Annotated in this window: 21 protein-coding genes; 12 read left to right on the top strand and 9 right to left on the bottom strand. The window is 73.3% G+C overall.

Features of this window, described 5'->3' with window-relative positions:
• Positions 1-5: 5 nt before the first annotated feature.
• From ACFVUY_RS18895 to gcl, 4 genes are all read right to left on the bottom strand, one after another.
• Positions 6-1,274, bottom strand: coding sequence for a metallophosphoesterase (locus ACFVUY_RS18895; protein WP_387731165.1), 1,269 nt, complete (start codon positions 1,272-1,274; stop codon positions 6-8).
• Positions 1,275-1,434: 160 nt separating this feature from the next.
• Positions 1,435-2,640, bottom strand: coding sequence for a hypothetical protein (locus ACFVUY_RS18890; RefSeq protein WP_387731162.1), 1,206 nt, complete (start codon positions 2,638-2,640; stop codon positions 1,435-1,437).
• 173 nt (positions 2,641-2,813) lie between these two features.
• Entirely contained in the window at positions 2,814-3,302 is a 489-nt protein-coding gene (locus ACFVUY_RS18885; protein WP_387695470.1) for a glutathione peroxidase, read from the bottom strand.
• A gap of 232 nt (positions 3,303-3,534) precedes the next feature.
• A complete protein-coding gene (gene gcl, locus ACFVUY_RS18880; RefSeq protein WP_387731159.1) occupies positions 3,535-5,316 on the bottom strand; it encodes a glyoxylate carboligase in 1,782 nt (593 codons plus the stop codon).
• Positions 5,317-6,113: 797 nt separating this feature from the next.
• On the opposite strand from gcl, the gene ACFVUY_RS18875 reads away from it, so the two are divergent.
• Together ACFVUY_RS18875 and ACFVUY_RS18870 are read left to right on the top strand one after the other, a co-directional pair.
• Positions 6,114-7,595 (top strand): SulP family inorganic anion transporter, encoded by a 1,482-nt coding sequence (locus ACFVUY_RS18875; protein ID WP_387695496.1) that lies wholly within the window; start codon positions 6,114-6,116, stop codon positions 7,593-7,595.
• Between the two features lie 87 nt (positions 7,596-7,682).
• Positions 7,683-7,994: an MTH1187 family thiamine-binding protein gene (locus ACFVUY_RS18870; protein WP_387731156.1), complete on the top strand. Its 312-nt coding sequence runs from the start codon at positions 7,683-7,685 to the stop codon at positions 7,992-7,994.
• Positions 7,995-8,070: 76 nt separating this feature from the next.
• On the opposite strand, the gene ACFVUY_RS18865 is transcribed toward ACFVUY_RS18870, so the two are convergent.
• Positions 8,071-8,544, bottom strand: coding sequence for a DoxX family protein (locus ACFVUY_RS18865; protein ID WP_387731154.1), 474 nt, complete (start codon positions 8,542-8,544; stop codon positions 8,071-8,073).
• A gap of 152 nt (positions 8,545-8,696) precedes the next feature.
• Here ACFVUY_RS18865 and ACFVUY_RS18860 point away from each other — a divergent pair, with 152 nt between their 5' ends.
• The 3 genes from ACFVUY_RS18860 to ACFVUY_RS18850 all read left to right on the top strand — a co-directional run bounded on the left by ACFVUY_RS18860 (position 8,697) and on the right by ACFVUY_RS18850 (position 11,520).
• Positions 8,697-9,275, top strand: coding sequence for a TetR/AcrR family transcriptional regulator (locus ACFVUY_RS18860; RefSeq protein ID WP_387731152.1), 579 nt, complete (start codon positions 8,697-8,699; stop codon positions 9,273-9,275).
• A gap of 77 nt (positions 9,276-9,352) precedes the next feature.
• On the top strand, positions 9,353-10,762 hold the full coding sequence (locus ACFVUY_RS18855) for an MFS transporter (RefSeq protein ID WP_387731149.1): 1,410 nt from the start codon (positions 9,353-9,355) through the stop codon (positions 10,760-10,762).
• Positions 10,759-11,520 (top strand): SDR family NAD(P)-dependent oxidoreductase, encoded by a 762-nt coding sequence (locus ACFVUY_RS18850; protein WP_387695476.1) that lies wholly within the window; start codon positions 10,759-10,761, stop codon positions 11,518-11,520. The genes ACFVUY_RS18855 and ACFVUY_RS18850 overlap by 4 nt, the downstream gene beginning before the upstream one ends.
• Positions 11,521-11,586: 66 nt before the next feature.
• Here the strand turns inward: ACFVUY_RS18850 and ACFVUY_RS18845 are convergent, their stop codons facing one another.
• Positions 11,587-12,273, bottom strand: coding sequence for an SMI1/KNR4 family protein (locus ACFVUY_RS18845; RefSeq protein WP_387731147.1), 687 nt, complete (start codon positions 12,271-12,273; stop codon positions 11,587-11,589).
• A 226-nt stretch (positions 12,274-12,499) separates the two neighbouring features.
• Here ACFVUY_RS18845 and ACFVUY_RS18840 point away from each other — a divergent pair, with 226 nt between their 5' ends.
• The 3 genes from ACFVUY_RS18840 to ACFVUY_RS18830 are packed head-to-tail and all read left to right on the top strand — an operon-like array spanning position 12,500 to position 15,783.
• Positions 12,500-13,432: a sugar ABC transporter permease gene (locus ACFVUY_RS18840; RefSeq protein ID WP_359912458.1), complete on the top strand. Its 933-nt coding sequence runs from the start codon at positions 12,500-12,502 to the stop codon at positions 13,430-13,432.
• Positions 13,429-14,337 carry a carbohydrate ABC transporter permease gene (locus ACFVUY_RS18835; protein WP_387731145.1) on the top strand — a complete coding sequence of 303 codons (909 nt, stop codon included), beginning with the start codon at positions 13,429-13,431 and terminating at the stop codon, positions 14,335-14,337. The genes ACFVUY_RS18840 and ACFVUY_RS18835 overlap by 4 nt, the downstream gene beginning before the upstream one ends.
• A gap of 51 nt (positions 14,338-14,388) precedes the next feature.
• Positions 14,389-15,783, top strand: coding sequence for an ABC transporter substrate-binding protein (locus tag ACFVUY_RS18830; protein ID WP_387731142.1), 1,395 nt, complete (start codon positions 14,389-14,391; stop codon positions 15,781-15,783).
• Between the two features lie 147 nt (positions 15,784-15,930).
• On the opposite strand, the gene ACFVUY_RS18825 is transcribed toward ACFVUY_RS18830, so the two are convergent.
• The 3 genes from ACFVUY_RS18825 to ACFVUY_RS18815 all read right to left on the bottom strand — a co-directional run bounded on the left by ACFVUY_RS18825 (position 15,931) and on the right by ACFVUY_RS18815 (position 18,539).
• Positions 15,931-16,893: a DMT family transporter gene (locus ACFVUY_RS18825; protein WP_387731140.1), complete on the bottom strand. Its 963-nt coding sequence runs from the start codon at positions 16,891-16,893 to the stop codon at positions 15,931-15,933.
• Between the two features lie 70 nt (positions 16,894-16,963).
• Complete coding sequence (locus ACFVUY_RS18820; protein ID WP_387731138.1) at positions 16,964-18,001, bottom strand: lysine-2,3-aminomutase-like protein; 1,038 nt, start codon at positions 17,999-18,001, stop codon at positions 16,964-16,966.
• A gap of 268 nt (positions 18,002-18,269) precedes the next feature.
• A complete protein-coding gene (locus tag ACFVUY_RS18815) occupies positions 18,270-18,539 on the bottom strand; it encodes a helix-turn-helix domain-containing protein (protein WP_387695482.1) in 270 nt (89 codons plus the stop codon).
• 99 nt (positions 18,540-18,638) lie between these two features.
• Between ACFVUY_RS18815 and map the strand changes: the two genes are divergently transcribed.
• From map to ACFVUY_RS18795, 4 genes are all read left to right on the top strand, one after another.
• Positions 18,639-19,406 carry a type I methionyl aminopeptidase gene (gene map / locus ACFVUY_RS18810; RefSeq protein ID WP_387731136.1) on the top strand — a complete coding sequence of 256 codons (768 nt, stop codon included), beginning with the start codon at positions 18,639-18,641 and terminating at the stop codon, positions 19,404-19,406.
• Between the two features lie 56 nt (positions 19,407-19,462).
• Positions 19,463-20,158, top strand: a complete 696-nt coding sequence (locus ACFVUY_RS18805) for an HAD family hydrolase (RefSeq protein ID WP_387695484.1) — start codon at positions 19,463-19,465, stop codon at positions 20,156-20,158.
• Positions 20,159-20,272: 114 nt separating this feature from the next.
• Positions 20,273-20,698: a thioesterase family protein gene (locus ACFVUY_RS18800; protein ID WP_359912486.1), complete on the top strand. Its 426-nt coding sequence runs from the start codon at positions 20,273-20,275 to the stop codon at positions 20,696-20,698.
• Positions 20,699-20,919: 221 nt separating this feature from the next.
• A complete protein-coding gene (locus tag ACFVUY_RS18795) occupies positions 20,920-22,431 on the top strand; it encodes an alpha/beta hydrolase (protein WP_387731134.1) in 1,512 nt (503 codons plus the stop codon).
• The last annotated feature ends 163 nt before the right edge of the window (positions 22,432-22,594 follow it).

Raw genomic sequence — 22,594 nt, 5'->3', positions numbered from 1 at the left:
GCCCGCTACGCGGCGGGCGGGGTTCCGCCCGAGCGCAGCGTGAGCAGAGTGATCTCGCTCGGGGCGAAGACCCGGAAGGGCGGGCCCCAGAAGCCGGTGCCGCGGCTGGTGTAGAGCTGGGTCCGCTCCCCGTGCCGGCTCAGGCCGTGCACCACCGGCTGATCGATGCGGACGAGGAAGTTGAACGGCCAGATCTGGCCGCCGTGGGTGTGCCCGGAGACCTGCAGGTCGATGCCGGCGGCAGCGGCATGCGGGACGTACTTGGGCTGGTGGGCGACGAGCAGGACCGGCAGGGCCGGGTCCGCCCCCGCCAGTGCGCCGAGCAGGTTCGCGCGGTGTCCGGCCAGGCCGGAGGACTCCGCGGTCACGTCGTCCACGCCGGCGAGGACGAGGGCGTCCCCGCCGCGCTCCACGACCACGTGGCGGTTGTGCAGCGGCTCCCAGCCCAGGTCCGCCATCCGGTCCAGCCAGCCCTGGGCCTCGCTGCCGTACTCGTGGTTCCCCGTGACGTAGACCCTGGCCAGCCGCGACCGGATCGTCCCGAGGGGCGCGGACTGCTCCCGGCGCTGGGCGGGGGTGCCGTCGGCGATGTCGCCGGCGTGGACCACGATGTCCGCGTCGAGCGCGTTGACCGCCTCGGTGACCCGCGCCGACCAGTCCGCCCGGTCGATCGGCCCGTAGTGGGTGTCGGCCAGCACCACGACCCGGGTCCCGTCCAGGCCTGCGCCGAGCCGCGGGACGTGGACGTCCACCCGCTTCACCCGGGGCACGCGCATCGCCTCGTGGTGCCCCCAGCCCAGCAGCCCGGCCGAGACCAGGGCGACGGCCACGGCCACCGCCCTGGCCCGGTCGGTTCCGCCGACGTCGAGCCCGACGAGCACCAGGTCCACCGCGCCGCCCAGCACCGACCAGGTGAACAGCACCCAGATCATCCCGAGGCTGGTGTCCGCGACGCGGGCGGCCCGGTCGCTGCGCCGCCGCCCGTGGCCCGCGACCATCAGGAAGGGGAAGGAGACCAGCCAGCCGGCGAGGACGACCGTGCCGGCCAGGAAGACCGGGAACGGCCAGTCGGCGCCGGAGGCGAACAGCGTCCACCAGGGCGGGAGGCACAGCAGGACGAGGACGAGCACGAGGACCGTCAGCCGCCGGACCAGGGAACGCCGGCGCCGCGCGCCCCCGCCCGGGGGCTCCGTGCCCGCCGCGGGCCGGGGAGCGGCCACGACGGTCTCCGGGCCCTCGCGGTCCGCCGACCGGTGTCCCGACTCCAACTCCATGGATTCGCCTGCTGTCACCGCGTTGCCCTCACATCCGCTGCCGTGCCCTCGCTCCCATCATCCGGCAGACCGTTGCCGCCGGGCCCGCCCGGGGGCCGCCCTCGTCATCCGGTCCGTGCGCCACGGCGCCGGTCCGTGAATTCGGGCCCGGGCCCGGGGCTCAGCCGCCGCCGTAGGTGGACTGGGTGACCGCGAAGACGTTGCGTCCGCCCGTGGTCTCCTGCAGCGACCACAGCAGGTCGGGCTCGGTGGCGTCCTCCCAGTACGAGAGGCTCTCGCCGCCGCCCACCCAGGCGAAGGTCGAGGGGCCGGCGGTCGGGGTCCAGTAGTAGAGCTTCTTCTGCCCGGAGGAGTTGAACCACCAGCGGCCGTTGTGGGAGGCCACGCCGTTGAGGTTGTACCAGGGCAGTTGGAGGGCCTGGCCGGCGGTCGTCGTCGCGGCGAACGTCGTCGCCCCGGAGGCGAAGGGGAAGCGGACGGCCCGCGGCGGGCGGTTGGGGTAGTCGACGCAGTTCGCCTGGCAGGTGTACTCCGTCATCACGATCGACTTGCTGACCCGGTCGAGGGAGATCGACGACCACACCAGTTTGGCTCCGGTGGCGGCCTGCGCGGTGACCGTGCCGATCTGGGGCAGCACGTACGCGTAGTTGTGGGCGTAGTAGACGGAGCCGGACTGGCGGCCGATCTGGTCGGCGGTGCCGCCGGTGTCGGTGTTGAGGATCTTGCGCATGTCGAAGACGCGCATGCCGCGGCCGGTGTCGGCGACGTAGAGGTAGTCGCCGTACCAGGAGACGCCGCCGGCGTGGATCGGGATGTCCTTGAAGTCCGGCGCGGCCGCGGTTCCGGTCGGCTCCACCAGGAGGATCTTGCGGTACTTGTTGGGGTAGGTGGCGTCCCAGTCGGCCAGGGTGATCCGGCTGCGCTGCTGGGCGCCGTCGCAGCCGTCCTTGGTGTACCAGCTCACCAGCACGAGCTGGTGGCCGTCGTAGTTGCCGCTGTTCGCCGTCCCCACGGCGTCCCGGCTCGTGGTGATGCCCTGGGGGAAGCTCTGGCAGTCGGAGTTGTCGCCGTCGTCGAACCGGAAGCCGGTGGAGAGGCCGGCCACGGAGAAGGACGCGGGGAGCGGCTGCCGGTCGTGGTTCGCGTTCTCCATCACCGTGTGGACGGCGGAGGTCCCCAGCGTCGTGGCGAGTGCCGAGTTGAGCGTGTCGTACTGGTGGTAGTCCGAGGTGAGGGTGTAGTCGGACGCGGTCAGGGCCGTCGGCGCCGCAGCGGCCGCCGCCGGCGAGGCACTCGCGATCGTGCCGGTGACGAGCAGGCCGGCCGCGAGCAGCGCGCGTGCCGCTGTTCTGACTTGACGGAACATCAAGGTGAGCCCTCCGTACGCAATGGATCAACAGGGCCACACACGGTAGGGCGGGTTGAGCATGTCCGCAACACCCGGAGGAGGGCCGACGCGGACCCCGGGTGCGCGCACGGCGAAGGCCCGGACCGTGCCCCCTTGGGTTCCAACGGTCCGGGCCTTCATGGTGCGCGCGGTCAGGCCGGCAGTGCGGCCTCGATGGCAGTGATCAGCTCCGGCGCCTCCGGGTCGACCGGGGGGCGCAGGCGGGCGACGACGGTGCCGTCCGGGGAGATCAGGAACTTCTCGAAGTTCCAGGAGACGTCCCCGGCCTGGCCGTCGGCGTCGGCGACCTCGGTGAGCTTGGCGTACAGCGGGTGGCGGTCCTCGCCGTTGACGTCGATCTTCTCGAACAGCGGGAAGGTCACGCCGTAGGTGGTGGAGCAGAAGGTGCGGATCTCCTCGGCGCTGCCCGGCTCCTGCCCGGCGAACTGGTTGCAGGGGAAGCCCAGCACGGTGAACCCGCGCCCGGCGTACCGCTGCTGGAGCCGCTCCAGGCCCTCGTACTGCGGGGTCAGGCCGCACCGGGAGGCGACGTTGACGATGAGCAGCGCCTTGCCCTTGTGGTCGGCCAGCGAGGTGGGCGCGCCGTCGAGGGTGCGCAGCGGGATGTCGTACAGGCTCACGGGAGTGGTCCTTTCGGGGAGTCGTCGGGCCGGGCCTCTTCCGGGGCCACGGTAGCGGCCGTGACCTGATCAACCGCGGTCGGCGTGCCGGTGTTCCAGGCGCGGGGGCGCGTGGGGGCGCACGGAGCGGCTCGTCCGCCCCCGCACGACCGGTGCGCGCGACCGGCCGCGGCGCGTTCGGAGCGGGTCGGTGGCGGGTCGGTGGCGGGTCGGGCGCGCGTAGGGCGCGGGTTCAGAGCGCCAGCGGCCTGATGGCCGTCGGGGCGTGCTCCGGGAGAGTGGCCGTCTCCTCGAACTCGTTGACCTTGTCGATGTCGGCGGCGGCCATCGAGATGTTGGTGACCCGCTCCAGGATCGCCTCGACCACCACCGGGACGCGGAACTCCGCGGCCAGCTTCTTGGCCTCCTCGAACGCGGGCAGCAGGCCCTGCGGTTCGGTGACCCGGATCGCCTTGCAGCCCAGGCCCTCGACGACCTTGACGTGGTCGACGCCGTAGCCGCCCAGCTCCGGGGAGTTGACATTCTCGAACTCCAGGTTGACCTGGTAGTCGATGTCGAAGGTGCGCTGCGCCTGGCGGATCAGGCCCAGGTAGGAGTTGTTCACCAGCACGTGGACGTACGGGATGCGGTGCTGGGCGCCGACCGCCAGCTCCTCGATCATGAACTGGAAGTCGTAGTCGCCGGAGAGCGCGACGACCTGGCCCGCGGGGTCGGCGGTGGCGACGCCCAGCGCGGCCGGGACGGTCCAGCCGAGCGGGCCGGCCTGGCCGCAGTTGATCCAGTGCCGCGGCCGGTAGACGTGCAGCAGCTGCGCGCCGGCGATCTGGGACAGGCCGATGGTGGTGACGTAGCGGGTCTCCGGGCCGAAGGCCCTGTTCATCTCCTCGTACACGCGCTGCGGCTTGAGCGGCACGTCGTCGAAGTGGGTGCGGCGCTGGAGCAGGGCCTTGCGCTCCTGGGTGGAGGCGGCCCAGGCGCCGCGGTCCTTGAGGGTGCCGGCGGCCCGCAGCTCGCGCGCCACTTCGACGAACAGTTCCAGCGCGGCCTTGGCGTCGGAGGCGATGCCGAGGTCCGGGGCGAAGATCCGGCCGAGCTGGGTGGGCTCGATGTCGACGTGGACGAAGGTGCGGCCCGCGGTGTAGACGTCCAGGCCGCCGGTGTGGCGGTTGGCCCAGCGGTTGCCGATGCCGAGGACGAAGTCGGAGGCGAGGAAGTTCTCGTTGCCGTAGCGGTGCGAGGTCTGCAGGCCGACCATGCCGGCGTTCAGCCGGTGGTCGTCCGGGACGATGCCCCAGCCCATCAGGGTCGGGACCACCGGGACTCCGGTGAGCTCGGCGAACTCCAGCAGCAGCTCGCAGGCGTCGGCGTTGACGACGCCGCCACCGGCGACGATCAGCGGGCGTTCGGACCGCTGGAGCAGCGCGAGGGCCTTCTCGATCTGGGTGCGGTTGGCGGCGGGCTTGTAGACCGGCAGCGGCTGGTAGGCCTCCGGGTCGAAGTCGATCTCGGTGAGCTGGACGTCGATCGGCAGGTCGATCAGGACCGGGCCGGGTCGGCCGGAGCGCATCAGGTGGAAGGCCTGCTGGAACACGCCGGGGACCTGCGCGGCCTCCAGCACGGTGGTGGCGGCCTTGGTGACCGGCCGTGCGATGGAGACGATGTCGACGGCCTGGAAATCCTCCTTGTGCAGCCGGGCGACGGGCGCCTGGCCGGTGATGCAGAGGATCGGGACGGAGTCGGCGATCGCCGAGTACAGGCCGGTGATCATGTCGGTGCCCGCCGGGCCGGAGGTGCCGATGCAGACCCCGATGTTGCCGGCCTCGGCGCGGGTGTAGCCCTCGGCCATGTGGGAGGCGCCCTCGACGTGCCGGGCCAGCGTGTGCCCGATCCCGCCGGAGGCCTTGAGCGCGGCGTAGAACGGGTTGATGGCTGCGCCCGGCACGCCGAACGCGACCTCGACGCCTTCGAGCTTGAGGATCTCCACGGCCGCGCGGGCGGCTGTCATACGAGGCATCGGATCTCTCCTGCTTCGGCCCGCAGTGGCTCGGAGGGCTCATCTCTCGAATTCCACCATACGGAAGAACGGTTTCTGTATGCGGAAACACGGTAGGGCGGGGTCCGTCGGGGCGTCAAGAGGACTTCAACAGAATGTGGAAGCCTCGGGCGGGGTCGGCGGTGGGCCGGCGGCGGGGCGGCGGCGGGTCGGCGGCGGGGCGGGAATCGGGCCGGGAGCAGGGCCGCGCAGCGCGGCCGGACCGGTGGGGATTCGCACGCCCGAACGGCAGTCGCGCTGGTGTGCCCGGGGAAGCGGACGCTCCGCGCCGGGAAGCGCAGCCGGTGTGCAGTGGCGGTGAAGGGACGGTGCCGGTCGTTGGCCCGCCCCGCCGCGCTGGGTACCGTCGGTGGCACGCCGGGCCCGTGATGTCCAACTGAGGCCGCGGCAGGGGGGTTTGGGAGCGCCGCGGAGCGGGGGAACTCCGCCGGTGGCCCCGTCCAGGACCAGCGTGCCCGGTCCGCCGCACCCGAGCGAGGGACGCACCCCCCCGGCCGCACCGACCCGACACCCGCCGCCGCGCTCTGGTCCGCCCGGACCCGCGGCCGTACCGCTGTCGCCGCCCCCGGCGCGGTCCCTTCCCCCTTCTTCCTCGTGCTCCCCGCCCTTGCAACGGCGCGCCCGCTGCGGCGGGCGCGCGGAAGGAACGTCCCCATGCGCTGCTGCACCCCTGCCCGGTCCCTGGTGGTGACCGGGTGAACCCGCCGCCCCACCGGAGCGACAGCCCGCCGGGCCGGCCCCGCACCCCGGTCGCCGTCCTGCGCGCAATCCCCTGGCGTCATGACCTGCCGGCCTCGCTGGTGGTGTTCCTGGTCGCCCTCCCGCTCTGCGTCGGCGTCGCCGTCGCCTCCGGCGTCCCGGCCGAACTCGGGCTGGTCACCGGGATCGTCGGCGGCCTGGTCGCCGGCCTGCTGCCCGGCAGCAGCCTCCAGGTCAGCGGTCCCGCCGCCGGGCTGACCGTCCTGGTCGCCGACGCCGTCCACCGCTTCGGCGTCGGCGCGCTCGGCCTGCTGGTGCTCGCCACCGGCCTGCTCCAGCTGGCGATGGGCGCCCTGCGGCTCGGCCGCTGGTTCCGGGCGATGTCCGCCTCGGTGGTGCACGGCATGCTGGCCGGCATCGGACTGACCCTGGTGTTCGGCCAGCTCTACGCGCTCGCCGACCGCCGCGCCCCCGCCACCGGGCCGGAGAAGATCGCCGGCCTGCCCGCCCTGCTGGGCGACGTGCTGACCGCCGCGGCCAACCCGAGCGCGGTCGCCCTCGGCCTCGGCACCCTGCTGGTCCTGGTCGGCTGGAAGTACCTGCCGGAGCGCGCCGCCCGGGCCGTCCCCGCCCCGCTGGCCGCCGTCGGACTGGCCGCAGCCGTCACCGCGGTCGCCGACCTGCCGGTGGCCAGGATCCGGGTGGCCGGACTGTTCGACGTGGTGCACCTGCCCGACCGCGAGTCGCTGACCGCCCTGGCCGGCACCGCCGGGATCGGCACGGTCGTCGCCTTCACCCTGATCGCCTCCGCCGAGACGCTGTTCAGCGCCGCCGCCGTCGACCGGATGCACCACGGCCCGCGCACCCACTACGACCGCGAACTCACCGCCCAGGGCGTCGGCAACACCGTCTGCGGACTGCTCGGCGCGCTGCCGATGACCGCCGTGATCGTGCGCAGCGCCACCAACGTCCAGGCCGGCGCGCGCACCAAGGCCTCGCGGGTGCTGCACGGCGCCTGGCTGCTGCTGTTCACCGCGCTGCTGCCCGGCGTGCTCGGGCTGGTGCCGCTCACCGCGCTGGCCGCCGTCCTGGTGCACGCCGGCGCCAAGCTGGTGCCGCTGCGCCGGATCGTCGCGCTCTGCCGCGGGCACCTGGGCGAGGCGCTGGTGCTGGTGGTGACGGCGGCCGCGATCATCGCCACCGATCTGTTCGACGGGGTGCTGATCGGCGTCGGCCTGGCGGTGGCCAAGTCCGCCTGGCAGACCTCGCACCTGCAGATCGCGGTGGAGGAGCAGCCGCAGCCGACCGGGGAGGCGCTGCACCGGGTGCGGCTGAGCGGCAACGCCACCTTCCTGCGGCTGCCCCGGCTGCTGGACACCCTGGAGCGGCTGCCGGCGGACCGGCCGGTGGAACTGGACTGGTCCGGGCTGCGCCACCTGGACCACGCCTGCACGGTGGCGCTGGTCTCCTGGGCCGCCCAGCACCGGGCCCGCTCCACCGCGCCGCTGGCGGTCGACCCGCCGCTGCCGAGCGTCGCCTGAGGTCAGGAGGCAGGCTCTAGCCTGGTCGCTGGTCCGGGTCGGCCCGGACCAGCGACCCGTGTCGTCCAGCACAAGGAGCGCAGAGCCGTGATCGCAGCTTTTTCGGTGACCCCGCTGGGGATCGGCGAGGACGTGGGGGAGGCGGTGGCCGCCGCCGTCCGGGTGGTGCGGGAGAGCGGTCTCCCGAACCGCACGGACGCGATGTTCACCAGCATCGAGGGGGAGTGGGACGAGGTGATGCCGGTGATCAGGGCGGCGATCGAGGCGGTGAAGGCGTACGGCAACCGGGTGAGCACGGTCATCAAGATCGACGACCGGGCCGGGGTCACCGACGGCCTCACCGCCAAGGTCGCCTCGGTCGAGCGGCACCTGGCCGCTGCGAGCCCGTCGGACCGCTGAGAGCCCGTCGGGCCGCTGACGGCCGACGTACCGTCAGGTGAGCTTTTCCGGGCGGTGGTTGGTGCGGGCCGGCCGGTCAGACCGTCGACGTCGGCCGGACCGCCGGTTCGGCCGCGGCGGCCGGCGGCCGGCGGGTGGGCAGCCGGTCCAGGGCGTACGGGCCGGAGCCGAGCGTCGCGATGGCCAGGAAGGCCCAGCAGAACAGCACCGAGGCCTCGCCCCCGTTCTGCAGGGGCAGCAGGGCGTGCTCCTGGTGGACGGTGAAGTAGGCGTAGGCCATCGAGCCGGAGCAGAGCAGGGCGGCCACCCTGGTGCCGGCGCCGAGCAGCACCAGGGCGCCGCCGACCAGCTGGATCAGCGCGGCCCACCAGCCGGGCCATTGGCCGAGCGGGACGGTGCCGCCGCCCTTGGCGCCGCCGAGTACGCCGAACAGCGAGGCGGCGCCGTGGCAGGCGAAGAGCAGGCCGACGACGATCCGAAAGGCCGTCAGCACGACGGGTCTGGCGGCGTCGGCGGTCTGCCGGGGGTGGTTGGGGCGGTGTGCGGGCATGCGAAACGCCTCCTGTGGGGGAAGGAGGTGGATGGGAGCGGTAAGGGTAGCCTTGGTCTAGTCCACTTGGCAATGCTCCGTCAGAGATCAGGTCTGGACCAATAGTTGCTCTTTCTTGACCGCTCGGTCCAGAAAGGGCTACTGTTCCCGGCATGGCGCGAACGAAGGAATTCGACCCGGACGCGGCGCTGCAGGCGGCCCTGGAGCTGTTCTGGCAGCGCGGCTACGAGGCGACGTCGATGGCCGACCTGGTCGAGCGGCTCGGCATCGCCCGGGCGAGCATCTACGCGACCTTCGGCAGCAAGCGCGAGCTGTACCTGCGAGCGCTGGAGCGCTACTGCGAGCAGAGCGACTCGGCGCGGCTGCTCGACCTCTCCCAGCCCGGTCCGGCGCTGCCGGCGGTCAGGGCGCTGGTCCGCCGGTACGCCGTGACGGGTGAGGAGGAGGGGCGGCGCGGCTGCTTCGTCACCAACACGGCGGTGGAGCTGGCCCCGCACGACCCGGCGGCGTCCCGTCGGGTGGAGGCGAGTCTCGACCGCCTGGAGACGCTGCTCACCGCCGCCCTGGCGCGGGCCGCCGCGCAGGGCGAACTGCCCGCCGGGCGGGATCCTCGGACGCTCGCCCGGATGCTGGTCGTGCTGCTCCAGGGCATCCGGGTGGTGGGCAAGACCGCCGACGGCGCGCCCCGGGCGCGGGACGCCGCCGAGCAGGCGCTGGCACTGCTGGACTGACGCCGGCCGGCCCGGGCCGGCGTCTTTTTCGGGGCTCATTCTGGACCGAACGGTCTTTATAGGGGGGAGGGTTTTACATGGCCGTCATCATTACCGGCCGGTACGGCTTCGCGCTGCTCGGCGTCGTCCAGGCGGTGCTGATCTTCACGATCATGATCCTGACCGTGCCGCTGCCGCTGGTGGCGCGGGAGTTCGGACTCGGCCCGTCCGGGGTGCTGCTGCTCAGCGCCGCCTACGGGCTCTCCTTCAGCTCCCTGCTGCTGCTCGGCGGCCGCTTGACGGACCGCCACGGCGGCCGCCCGGTGCTCCGCGCCGGCCTGGCACTGCTCGCCGCCGCCTCGATCGCCTGCGCCCTCGCGCCCGGCTACCCCGTCCTGCTGGCGAGCCGCTTCGTGCAGGGCGTCGGCGCCGCCCTCACCGCCCCGGCGGCGGTCGCGGTGGTCCGGGTGCTGCACCCCGAACCGGCCGCCTACCGGCGGGCGATGGCCACCTGGGGCGGTCTGTCGGTGCTCGGCGCCACCGTCGGCAGCGTCGTCTCGGGTGCGGTCGCCGCGGCGGTCTCCTGGCGCTGGCTGTTCGCGGTGCCCGTACTGGTCGCGCTGCTCGGCCTCGTCCGTTCCGCGGCCCTGCCCGCGGCCGCCCCGGCCGGCGCCCGCCCGGCGCTGGACCTGCGCGGTGCCGCCCTCGCCACCGCCGGTGTCTGCGCGGCGAGTTACGCCCTGGTGGCCTCCACCGAACACGGCTGGCGCAGCCCCGGGACGTACGGTCCGCTGGTCGCCGGGGCGCTCCTGCTGTCGGCCTTCGCCGCCGCCGAACGCCGCACCGCCGACCCGCTGCTGCCGCCCGGCTTCCTCGCCGACCGGCGCCGGGCCACCACGCTCGCGGCCGTCATGGCCACCGCCGCCGGCACCGCGCTCACCTTCGTCCTGCTCTCGCTCTACCTCCAGCAGCTGCGCGGCTGGAGCGCCGCGGCCACCTCCGCCGCCTTCCTGCCGTACGCGGCCGTCCTGCTGCTCTCCGGTCGGCTCGCCGGCCCGCTGAGCGTCCGGTACGGCCCGGTGGCGGTCACCGCCGGCGGCCTCGCCCTGGCGGCCGCCGGGCTCGGACTGCTGGCCGGGCTCGGCCCCGGCAGCGGCTACGCCCTCGGACTGCTGCCCGGACTGCTCCTGCTGCCCGCCGGCGCCGCCGCGGCCTTCGCCGGTGCGACCGTGCTCGCCACCGGCGGGGTGCCGCCCGAGCGCACCGGACTGGCCGCGGGAGTGTTCAACACGGCCATGGAACTCGGCCCCACCGCCGGACTGGCCGCCCTGATGGCGCTCGCCGCCACCCGCCCGAGCGTGGTCGGCGGCTATGCCGCGGCCTTCGCGGCGGCCGCCGTCGGGCTGGCGCTCACCGCCGTCGCGGTCGCCGCCCTGCCCCGGACCATCGGACCCACTGGCCCCACCGCAACCGAACACACCGACCGCATCAAGGAGTTCACCTCATGACCACGCGTTTCGCCGACAAGTCCGTCCTGGTGACCGGCGCCGGCAGCGGCATCGGCCGGGCCATCGCGCTCGCCTTCGCCCGTGAGGGCGCCCGGGTCGCGGTCGCCGGCCGCGGCGCCGGCCCGCTCGCCGGGACCGTCGAGCTGATCGAGCGGGCCGGTGGCAAGGCGGTCGCGCTCACCGGCGACGTGACGAACGCCCAGGACGCCGCCCGGCTGGTCCGGGAGGCCGTCGAGCGGTTCGGCGGCCTGGACGTCGCGGTCAACAACGCCGGAGTGTTCGGCGCCGCCGGCCCGGTCGCCGACATCGACGAGGCGGAGTGGCAGCGGGTGATCGGTGTCAACGTCACCGGAACCCTGCTCGCCATGCAGGCGCAGATCGCCCACATGCGGGCCCACGGCGGCGGCGCGATCGTCAACGTCTCGTCCAACATCGGTGCCCACAAGCGGATCGCGGGCGTCGGCGCCTACGCCGCCAGCAAGGCCGCGGTCACCGTGCTGACCCGGGCCGCCGCCCTCGACCACATCGCCGAGGGCGTGCGGATCAACACCGTCAGCCCCGGCGCGGTGGACACCCCGATGTCCTCCCGGCCGGGCGAGGACGCCGAGGCCAAGGCCGAGCGGATGAGGGCCGAGGTCCCGGTCGGCCGGGTCGGCGCGACGGAGGAGGTGGCCGCCGCGGTGCTCTACCTGGCCTCCGACGAGGCGGGCTACACCGTCGGCAGCGACCTGGTGCTGGACGGCGGCTCCTCCGCCTGACCCGCCCCTCCGCCGGGCAGCCCCTCCGACCCTCCGCCCGGCAACCTCCTTCGCCCGGCCGGCCGGCTACTCGCCCAGCCACTCCCCGGGCAGCACCCCGTAGAGCGCGTCCAGCGCCTGCGGGGTGCGGGCGCGGGCCACCACCCAGGCCTGCTCGGCCACCCCGACCAGCACCTCCGGGCCCTGGTACCAGCGGAAGTTGCGGCCGAGAGCGGGCAACTCCCGCAGAACGTCCGGCAGTTCGTCCTCCAATTCGAGGAAGTCGGTCAGCTCGTGCTCCTCCAGCAGCTTCTCCATCAGCGCCATCGCCGCGGCCGCCGTGGAGAAGCGCTCCTCCCAGGGCTCCCACCGCTCCTGTGACTTGTCCGCCAGGTCGAGCCGGCCCACCGTCGGCGGGTCCTCCAGGTCGAGGGCGTCCAGCGGCACGCCCCAGTGCGCACAGCCCTGGTTCTCCGCCCGGTACACCAGCGCGCCGTCCAGCACGTGCAGCTCGTCCGGCGTCAGCAGCACATCCTGGCTGCTGGTCAGATCCGCCCGGCGGCCGAACAGCCGGTACGCCTCGCGCAGCGCCACCGGCAGCCGCAGGCCCAGCCGCCGCTCGGCCGCGTCCAGCTCCGCGTCCGTGAAGCCGTCGCCCGGCCCCAGCGGCTCGCCCCAGTAGGCGGCGAAGCCCCTGACGAGCGCCCAGGCACCCGCGCGGGAGCGCACACTTTCGGCCATTGCCGCCGGGATGTCGAATTCCGTTTCGTCCACCCGCGCACCGTACGCCACCCCTCCGACAACGCGGTGAACCGCTCGACAGCCCGCCCGCCGCCGGTGCGCAGCCCCTCCGCCGCCCGTCCGGGCACGACCGGCCGGATCTGACGCGAACGCGTAATCCCGGCGACACCCGTTGATCACCACGGGGTTTCCACGCCGTCGTTCGGGCAAGACACGGTTTCGGCCGGAACCGACATCACGAAAGGCGGACGCGCGAAAGATGCCGACCGCACCGCACACCGGGCCCCTCCCGGGCCGCCGCTCCCCACGGGGAGGGCGCTGGGGCGAACACGGGCTCGCCTGGGCCTTCCTGCTGCCCTCCCTGGTTGTCTTCGTCCTCTTCATCGGCTACCCGCTGGGCCGGACCGTCTACCTCAGCGGGCACGCCAACGACCTCTTCGGCGCGCCCTCCCGCTACGTGGGGACGAAGCACTACACCGACCTGTTCGCCTCGGCCGACTTCGGCCGCACCCTGACGACCACGGCCCTGTTCACCCTGCTCACCGTGGTGCCCGGGGTGCTCGGCGCGCTGGCGCTGGTGCTGCTCCTGGAGAACCGGATCCGCGGCGTTCGGCTGCTGCGCTCGGCGTTCGCGCTGCCCTTCGCCTTCTCGGTGGCCAGCGCCTCGGTGGTCTTCGCGGTGTTCTTCAACCCCGCCAGCGGGGTGCTCAACGGCCTGCTCTCGCACGTCGGCCTCGGCCCGGTCGGCTGGCTGACCGACTCCCGGTACGCGCTGCTCTCGGTGGCCGTCACCACGGTGTGGATGAACCTCGGCTACAACGTGCTGGTGCTCTCCGCGGGCATCGGCTCGATCCCGGGGGAGGTCCTGGAGGCGGCCCGCATCGACGGCGCCTCCGGCCTGCGGCTGGCCCGCTCGATCACCGTCCCGATGCTCGGCCCGAACCTGTTCTTCCTGACCGTGGTCTCCACCGTCCACGCGCTCCAGAGCTTCGGCCAGATCCACATCCTCACCAAGGGCGGGCCGGACGGCTCCACCCGGACCCTCGTCTACTCCGTCTACGAGAAGGCCTTCGCCTACGGCTCCAGCGACTTCGGCACCGCGAGCGCCCAGGCCGTGGTGCTGCTCGTGGTCGTCCTCGCCTGCACGGCCGTCCAGTTCGGCGTCCTGGAGCGGAAGGTGCACTACGCATGACCACCATGACCACCGAGACCGAGACCGAGACCGGGGCCCGGGCCGGGACGCCCCGCCCGCGCGCCCGTGCCCTCGCCGGGCGCTCCCCGCGCGACCTGCTCGGCCGCGCCGCCGTCTACCTGCTGCTCGCCGTCGCGGTCGTCACCGTGGCCTTCCCGGTCTACTACGCGATCGCCGGCGCCTTCATGGGCCCGTCCGAACTCTCCTCCTACCCGCCGGCCCTGGTGCCGCACTCGGTCACCGGACGGAACTTCTCCGGCGCCGTGGAGGCCATCCCGCTGGCCCGCCAGTACGCCAACTCGGCGATCGTGGCGACCGCCATCACGCTCGCCCAGCTGTTCACCTCGGTGCTCGCCGCGTACGCGTTCGTGTTCCTGCCGATGAAGGCCCGGGCCGTGGTGTTCGGGGTGTTCCTGGCCACGCTGATGGTCCCGTGGGAGGCCATCATCATCCCCAACTACCTGACGCTGTCCGGCTGGGGCCTCGGCAACACCTACTTCGGCCTGGTGCTGCCCTTCCTGGCCTCCGGCTTCGGCACCTTCATGCTGCGCCAGGCCTTCCGCCAGCTGCCCGGCGAACTGCGCGACGCGGCCCGGATCGACGGGGCCGGCCACTGGCGCTTCCTGTGGCGGATCGTCGTCCCGCTCAACAAGCCGGCCCTCGCGGCGCTGTCGATCTACGTCTTCCTGTCGGCCTGGAACCAGTACTTCTGGCCGCTGATCATCACCCGCACGGCGAACATGCAGACCCTCCAGATCGGTCTGACCTCGCTGCGCGACTCCGAGATGGCCGATCCCGGGCTGATCCTGGCCGGTGTCGTGCTCTCCCTGCTGCCCACCCTCGCCCTGGTGGTCTTCGGCCAGCGCTTCATCGTCCGCGGCCTCACCGCGGGCGCCGTCCGCTGACCGCGTGTCCCGTCCACGTCCCCCGCTTTCCCGGATAGAGAGAGAACCCTCGTGAAGAAGAGTGCGCGCGCGCTCGCGGCCCTGCTGGTGGCCGGCCTTTCCCTGACCGCCTGCAGCTCCAGCGGCTCCGGTTCCGGCTCCGGAGGCTCCTCCGACGCCGGAGCGCCCGGCGCCCAGGCGCTCGACCAGGCCTCCGGTGTCACCAGCGTGGAGTTCTGGCACTCGATGACCGGCAAGAACGCCGACGTGCTGAACGGGCTGGTCGGCCAGTTCAACGCCGCCCACCAGGGCAAGATCGAGGTCAAGGCGCAGTTCCAGGGGAAGTACGACGAGCTGGTCACCAAGTACAAGGCCGCGGTGCAGCAGAAGGGCACCCCCGCCCTGGCACAGGTCTACGACATCGGCACCCGGTTCATGATCGACTCCAAGCAGACCGTCCCGGCCCAGGCCTTCGCCGACAAGGACGGCTACTCGCTGGACGACCTCGACGCCAACATCCGCAACTACTACTCGGTCGGCGGCAAGCTCCAGTCGATGCCGTTCAACTCCTCGATGCCGCTGCTCTACCTGAACACCGATGCCTTCAAGGAGGCCGGCGTCGACCCGGCGCAGGCGCCCAAGGACCTCAACGAGCTGGGCGAGCTGGCCAAGAAGCTGACGAAGAAGGACGCCGACGGCAAGACCGTCCGGTACGGCTTCGGCGCCGCCATCTACGGCTGGTTCGTGGAGCAGCTGCTCGCCGAGTCCGGCGCCATGTACTGCGACAACGACAACGGCCGCGGCAACAAGGCGGGCAAGGTCGTCTTCGACTCCGCCCAGGGCGCCAAGATCGTCCAGTGGTGGGCCGACCTGGTCAAGGGCGGCTACGCGGCCAACACCGGCCGCACCACCGACGACGCCCAGGCCGCGTTCAAGGCCGGCACGGTCGCGATGCACCTGGAGTCCACCGGCGTGCTGCGCGGCTACACCGAGGCCGCGAAGTTCGGCGTCGGCACCGCGGCCTTCCCCAAGGTCGACGCCGCCGACCAGGGCGGCCCGGTGATCGGCGGCGCCTCGCTGTGGATCAGCGGCCCCGGCCACTCGGACGCCGAGAAGCGCGCCGCCTGGGAGTTCGAGAAGTTCGTCTCCGCCCCCGAGCAGCAGGCCGTCTGGCATACCGGCACCGGCTACTTCCCGGTCAACACCAAGTCCCTGGACGACCCCAAGGACAAGGAGTGGGTGGCCAAGTACCCGCAGTTCCAGACCGCGATCGACCAGCTGAAGGCCACCAAGCCGACCCCGGCCACGGCCGGCTGCCTGCTCGGCGTGATGCCGCAGGCCCGCAAGGGCGTGGAGACCGCGATCGAGCAGGCCATCGCGGGCACCAAGCCGGCCCAGCAGGCCCTGGCCGACGCCGCGAAGGAGCTCCAGCCGGCGATCGAGAGCTACAACAGCTCGGTCGGCTGAACCGCCCCGGCCGAACGCCGGAGCCGCCGCGGCTGACCCCGGTCGAACGCCGGAACCGCCGCGGCTGACCCCCGGCCGGACGCCGGCACGACGACGGCCCGCCCCGCGCACCGCGCGCAGGGCGGGCCGCCGCCGTCGGGGCCGCCGCTACGCCGTGTCCGCCTCGGAGAAGAGGAAGATCCCGGCCAGGATCAGCGCGGCCCCGCCGTACTGCCAGGCGTCGATGCGCTCGCCCAGCAGCAGCACCGCGAAGGCGAGTCCGAACACCGGGATGATGTTCAGCAGCACGCCCGCCGTGGTGACCGGGGTCCGGGTCACGGCGCGGTTGTACATCAGGAACGCGCCCGCCAGCCCGCCGCCGCAGACCCCGGCCGCGACCAGCCAGTGCAGCGGGTCGGCCCCGCCGGTGGTCAGGCCGCCGCCCAGCAGCCACTGACCGGCGATCAGCGGCACGGTGAACAGCAGCCCGAAGCCGAACTGGTAGGCCGTGGCGACCAGCGGATCGGTGTCCCGGACGATCCGTCCGGTGAGGATGGTGGCCGCCGCGGCCGCCACCGTGCCGAGCAGGACGAGGAGGTCCCCCGTACCGAGCCCGAACACGGTGTGGCTCCCGCCCAGCGCCGCGATGCCCACCGCGCCCAGCACCACGCCGCCGACGGCGCGCGGCGTGGGTGCCCGGCGGCCGACCAGCGCGGCCAGCGCGACCACGAAGCACGCCTCCGAGCCGCGCAGGACGGAGGCCTGGGTCGCGTCGATGTGCGCCATCCCCAGTCCGATCGCCCCGTACCCGACCATCGGCTCGAACAGCCCGAGGAGGGCGAGCCGCCGCAGCTGGTCGCGCGGCGGGCGCCGGTGGCCCCGGTGGAGCAGGAGGGCCCAGGGCAGGGCGGCGGCGGTGACCAGGGAGACGGCGAGCACCGTCACGACCGGGAGCCCGCGCAGGGCGTACTTCTCCGCGGTGGTCCACAGGCCCCAGATCGCCGAGGCCCCGATCAGGGTCAGCGTTCCGCCCGGGTGGCGGACGGCGTTGCCGATCACGCCGGTCGCGGAGCTCCGGGAGCGGGTCGGGAGGGCGGGGTCCGGTCGGCACGGGGTGGGCTCGGTGACCATGGGCCGGTGGGTTCCCTTCGGTGCTCGTCGGACCGGTCGGCCGGTCGGCTCCCCGGGCACTGTCGCAGGATCAGTCCGTGCTGCTCCGGGGCGGGTAGGTGTGGGTGATGCCCCACGGGTCGGTCACGGTCCCGTCGCCGTTCAGGTAGCCAGGGCCGATCGGCACCTTGCCGTGGCCGCCGGGGATGTCGAGCACGTACGTCGGCTGGCACATGCCCGAGACCCGGCCGCGCAGCCGGCGGACGAGCGCCTGCCCCTCCGCGATGGTGGTGCGGAAGTGGCTGGTGCCGACGGCGAGGTCGCCGTGGTGCAGGTAGTACGGCTTGACCCGGTTCACGATCAGGGTGCGGAACAGGTCCTCCAGTGCCTCGGGGGTGTCGTTGACCCCCTTGAGCAGCACCGTCTGGCTGACCAGCGGGATGCCGGAGCCGGCCAGCAGCCGCAGCGCGCGACGGGCGCCGGGGCCGATCTCCTGGCTGTGGTTGGTGTGCACGACGACCCAGACCGGGGTGTCCAGGGTGAGGGCCCCGACCAGTTCCTCGGTCACCCGGTCCGGATCCACCACCGGTACCCGGGTGTGGAAGCGGATCACCTTGACGTGCTCGATCGCGTCGAGCGCCGCGAGGATCGGCCGCAGCCGGCCCGGGGACATGATCAGCGGGTCGCCCCCGGTGAAGATCACCTCCCAGATCTCCGGGTGACTGCGGATGTAGTCCAGAGCGGTGGCGAGCTGGCCCTCCTTCAGCATGGAGTCGCCGGGGCCGACCACCTCCCGGCGGAAGCAGAACCGGCAGTACACGGGGCACACCAGCACCGGCTTGAGCAGCACCCGGTCCGGGTAGCGGTGGGTGATGCCCTTGACGGGGGTGAAGGGGTCGTCGCCGATCGGGTCCTCCCGCTCCTCCGGCAGGGAGATCAATTCCTGGCCGGTGGGCACGAACTGACGGGCGATCGGATCGTCGAGCTCGACGATCCGGTCGCGCATGGCGGGAGTGATGCTCAGGGCGTACTTCTTGGCGACGTCGGTGATCGTCGCGAATTCTTCCTCGGGGACGAGTTGCTGTGCGAGCAGTTCCTTGGGCGTGCGAATCGGGCGCGGGGCGACCATGTCTTCAGCTCCTGGGGAAACCGATGAAGATCGTTCGGCGGACGGTGTCGCGCCGCGTTTCGACGGACACCGAAATTCCCGCGAGCGACGTCATCACGGGATTTGAGGAGGGCTTCGGAAATCGATTCGGCGGTGAAAACCAAGAAGGCCGACGAATGACGACGCTAGTCCTGTGGCATAAACGCGTCAAGTTTTGATTGTGACAATATCCGGGAGACCGCGTCACCGGATGTTAACGGTCCGCGTACGGGCGCCGCGGAGCGGTGCGCTAGGCGGAGAGCGCCTCGCCGCTCTCCGGGGGCGCGCACGCGGCGGCCAGGTCGTCCATGGACAGGTCGAGCGCGAAGGCCAGCGCCGCGATGGTGAAGAAGGACGGTGTCGGTGCCCGGCCGGTCTCGATCTTCCGCAGTGTCTCGGCCGAGACGCCGGCCGCCGCGGCCACCTCGACCATGCTGCGCTCGCCGCGCGCCTCGCGCAGCAGCGCCCCGAAGCGCTCGCCGCGCTCGCGCTCCCACGGGGTCAGCGGAGTCCTCACCATGCCGACGAGTCTACGGCCCCCTCGCCGCCCGGCGCCCACGCCCCCGCGACCGTGATACAAATACCGGTATAAGAATTGGATCCATAGGAGAGAAGCACCATGGTCGAACTCAAGTCGGACGCCGGGCTGGCCGCGATGCGCGAGGCCGGGCGGGTGGTCGCGCAGGCGCTGGCAGCCGTCCGGGAGCAGGCGACGGCCGGCGTGAGCCTGCTGGAGCTGGACGAGGTGGCGCGGGGCGTGCTCAAGGCCGCCGGGGCCGCCTCGCCGTTCCTCGGCTACCGCCCGTCCTTCGCGCCCGTCCCGTTCCCGGCCGTCATCTGCGCCTCGGTGAACGACGCCGTGGTGCACGGCATCCCGAACGGCTACCGGCTGCGCGACGGCGACCTGGTGAGCATCGACTGCGGCGCCCTCCTGGACGGCTGGGCCGGGGACTCGGCGATCAGCTTCACCGTCGGCACCGCCCGCCCCGAGGACACCGCCCTGATCGAGACCACCCGGCGCGCCCTGGAAGCGGGCATCGCCGCCGCCGTGGTCGGCAACCGGACCGGGGACATCGCCCACGCCATCGGCACCGTCGCCCGCGCCGGCCGCTACGGCCTGCTGGACGGCTACGGCGGGCACGGCATCGGCCGCCGGATGCACGAGGACCCGCACGTGGCCAACGAGGGCAGCCCGGGGCGGGGTTACCCGCTGCGCCCCGGCCTGGTGCTGGCGATCGAGCCGATGCTGCTGGCCGGCGGGCGCGACGACCACCGCACCGATCCGGACGGCTGGACCCTGCGCACCGTCGACGGCAGCCGCGCCGCCCACGTCGAGCACACCGTCGCCATCACCGAGGACGGCCCGCGCATTCTCACCCTGCCCTGATCCGACCCTGCCCTGCTCCGACAAGATCCACAAGGCACGCCCTAAGCTCGGGGTCCATGACCAAAGGCGTGATGTTCGATTTCTCCGGCACCCTCTTCAGCGTCGTCTCCACCGCCGAGTGGCTGGCGGCCCACACCGCCGCCACCGGCCTCGTCCTGCCGGCCCGGGAGGAGGCCGAACTGGTGGCCCGGCTGGAGGAGTTCGGTGCCCTGCCCGGCGGGGTGCCGCCGCGGCGGATCCGGCCGGAGGTCCAGCCGGCGTGGGACACCCGGGACTTGACCCCCGAGCTGCACCGGACCGCGTACACCGCGCTGACCCGCGACGCCGAGCCGCCCGCCGCCCTCGACGTGGACGCCCTCTACGAGTCCCACTGGGCGCCCGCGAACTGGCGGCCGTACCCGGACACCGCCGCCGTGCTGCGCGAGCTGCGCCGCCGGGGCGTGCCGGTCGCGGTGGTGAGCAACATCGGCTGGGACCTGCGGCCGGTCTTCCGCGCGTACGGCCTGGCGGAGCTGGTCGACGTCTACGTGCTGTCGTACGAGGTCGGCGCGCAGAAGCCCGATCCGGTGATCTTCGAGATCGCCTGCGAGCGGCTCGGGCTCGCCCCGGCCGACGTCCTGATGGTCGGCGACGACCGCACCTGCGACGGCGGTGCGACCGCGCTCGGCTGCGGCTTCCACCCCGTCGAGCACCTGCCCGTCGACCGGCGCCCGGACGCCCTCGCGCCGGTGCTGGACGTCCTGACCGGGTGATCCCGGAGGCCGGACCTGACGGCATGACGGCATGACGGCACGAGGGCGTGACGGCGTGACGGGGTGACGCAGGACGCGAGGTGGCACGCCCGCGGCCCGGAGTAGCGTGCGGGCATGAGTGATCAGGACTTCACCACGCGCATCACCGTCCGCGGGTACGAGACCGACTCCCAGGGGCACCTCAACCAGGCGGTCTACCTCCAGTACGCCGAGCACGCCCGCTGGGAGTACCTCCGGGCGGCCGGGATCCGCCAGGCGGACCTGGTCGCCGAGGGGGTCGGCCCGGTCGTCCTGGAGACCACGGTCAAGTACCTGCGGGAGCTGCGCGCGGGAGACTCGGTGGAGGTGGGCTGCTCGTTCACCTGGCGGGAGGGCAAGACCTTCCAGCTGGTGCAGCGGCTGGTCCGCGAGGACGGCGTGCTGGCCGCCGAGATCACCGGTGTCGGCGGCATCCTCGACCTGACGGAGCGCAGGCTGGTCGCCGACCCGCGCGAGCCGCTGCGCGCCCTGGCCGCCGACCCGGGCCTGCTCGGCCTCTGAGCGAACGGGCCCGGCGAACCCGGCCCCGCCCGGCGAACCCGGCCCCGCCCGGCGAACCCGGCCCCGCCCGGCGAACCCGGCCCCGCCCACCGCCCTCACGCTCCACGGCTGGAGACCGCGACCGGCGGCGGTCTCCATCCCGTCCCCGGGGGATTTCCCCACCCCTGACCGGCCCGCTGTCCGGATGGGACCAAGTCCCGTGCCGCAGCAGACTCTTGGGCATGACGAAGCCCACCCGCACCATCGCCGCCGCGGTCACCGCGGCCGCCGCCCTCGCCGTGACCGCGCTGAGCGCCCTGCCCGCCGGCGCGGCCGGCACCGCGTCGCCCGGAAGGGACGGCCTGGCCTGGGCCGCCTGCCCGGACGCCCCGGCCGACAGCCCCCAGCGCTGCGCCGAGGTCACCGTCCCGCTGGACTACGCCGACCCGAACGGCCCCCGCATCACCCTCGCCGTCTCCCGGATCACCGCCGCCGATCCCGGCCTGCGCCGCGGCGTGCTGCTGGCCGTCCCCGGCGGACCGGGCGGCTCCAGCCTCGACCTCGTCCACGGCATGGCGGGGCACCTGCCGCAGTCCGTCCGGGACCGCTACGACGTGGTCGGCTTCGACCCGCGCGGCGTCGGCCGTTCCACCCCGGTCAGCTGCGGACTGGACACCGCCGACCTGTCGATGGTCAAGGTGCGTCCCTGGCCGGCCGCCGACGGCTCGATCGACGGGAACCTGGCCACCGCCCGCCGCGTCGCCGAGACCTGCGCGCGCAACGGCGGCCCGGTGCTGCGCAGCATCTCCACCGCCAACGAGGCCCGCGACATGGACAGCGTGCGCCGCGCCCTCGGTGAGCGCCGCCTCTCCGTGTGGGGCGTCTCGTACGGCACCTACGCGGGCGCGGTCTACGCCACCATGTTCCCCGAGCGCACCGACCGGATCGTGCTGGACAGCAACGACGACCCGGACCCGACCCGGGTCGGGCGCGGCTGGCTGGACAACTACGGCCGGGGCGTGGAGGACCGCTTCCCCGACTTCGCCGCCTGGGCGTCGGCCCCGGACAACCCGGACCGGGTCGCGGACACCCCCGAGGAGGTCCGCCCGCTCTTCCTCGACCTCGCCGCCCGCCTCGACCGGGCCCCGCTGCCCTGGGAGGGCGCCAACCCGGCGGAGCTGAACGGCAACGTGCTGCGCGAGACCCTGCTGGAGAGCATGTACGCGGACGCGAAGTTCCCGGTCCTCGCCCGGCTGATGCTGGCCGGTCTCGGCCGTGCTCCGCTGCCCGTCCCGCCCAAGCCGGGCGAGCGGGAGCTGAAGGCGGTGCAGAACACCCTCGCCGTCTCGGTCGGCACCCTCTGCAACGACGTCAAGTGGCCCACCGACCCGGCGGGCTACGCCAAGGCCGTCACCGCGGACCGCGCCGCCCGTCCGCTCACCGCCGGCCTGCCGGTGAACGTGATGCCCTGCGCCTTCTGGCCGTTCGCGCCCGCCGAGCCGCCGGTGCGGGTGACCGGCCGCGGCCCGGCCAATGTGCTGCTCACCCAGAACCTGCGCGACCCCGCGACGCCGTACGCCGGTGCGCTCAAGCTGCGGGCGGCCTTCGGGGACCGGGCGCGGATGGTGGCGGTGGACTCGGGCGGCCACGACGTGTACCGGGCCAACGGGAACGCCTGCGGCGACCAGGTGGTGACGGACTACCTGGTCACCGGCCGCCGCCCGGCCCGGGACGTCTTCTGCCCGGCGGGCTGAGCGGGGGCGCGAGGTGGCGTGCGGGGGCAACGGGCCGTGGACGAACGGCCCTTGTTCCTGCGTGCACGCCCGTTCGGCCCCCGGGAATGAGTCGAATCCGTCGCGATTTTGTGACAATCCTTCACCGGCACCCGCCCCCCACGGCCTGTTGACGGCCGTAATG

This window comes from Kitasatospora sp. NPDC058063, from assembly GCF_042885395.1.
GTDB classification, from domain to species: Bacteria; Actinomycetota; Actinomycetes; order Streptomycetales; family Streptomycetaceae; genus Kitasatospora; species Kitasatospora lactacystinica.
This window is presented reverse-complemented; position numbering and strand designations above follow the sequence as displayed.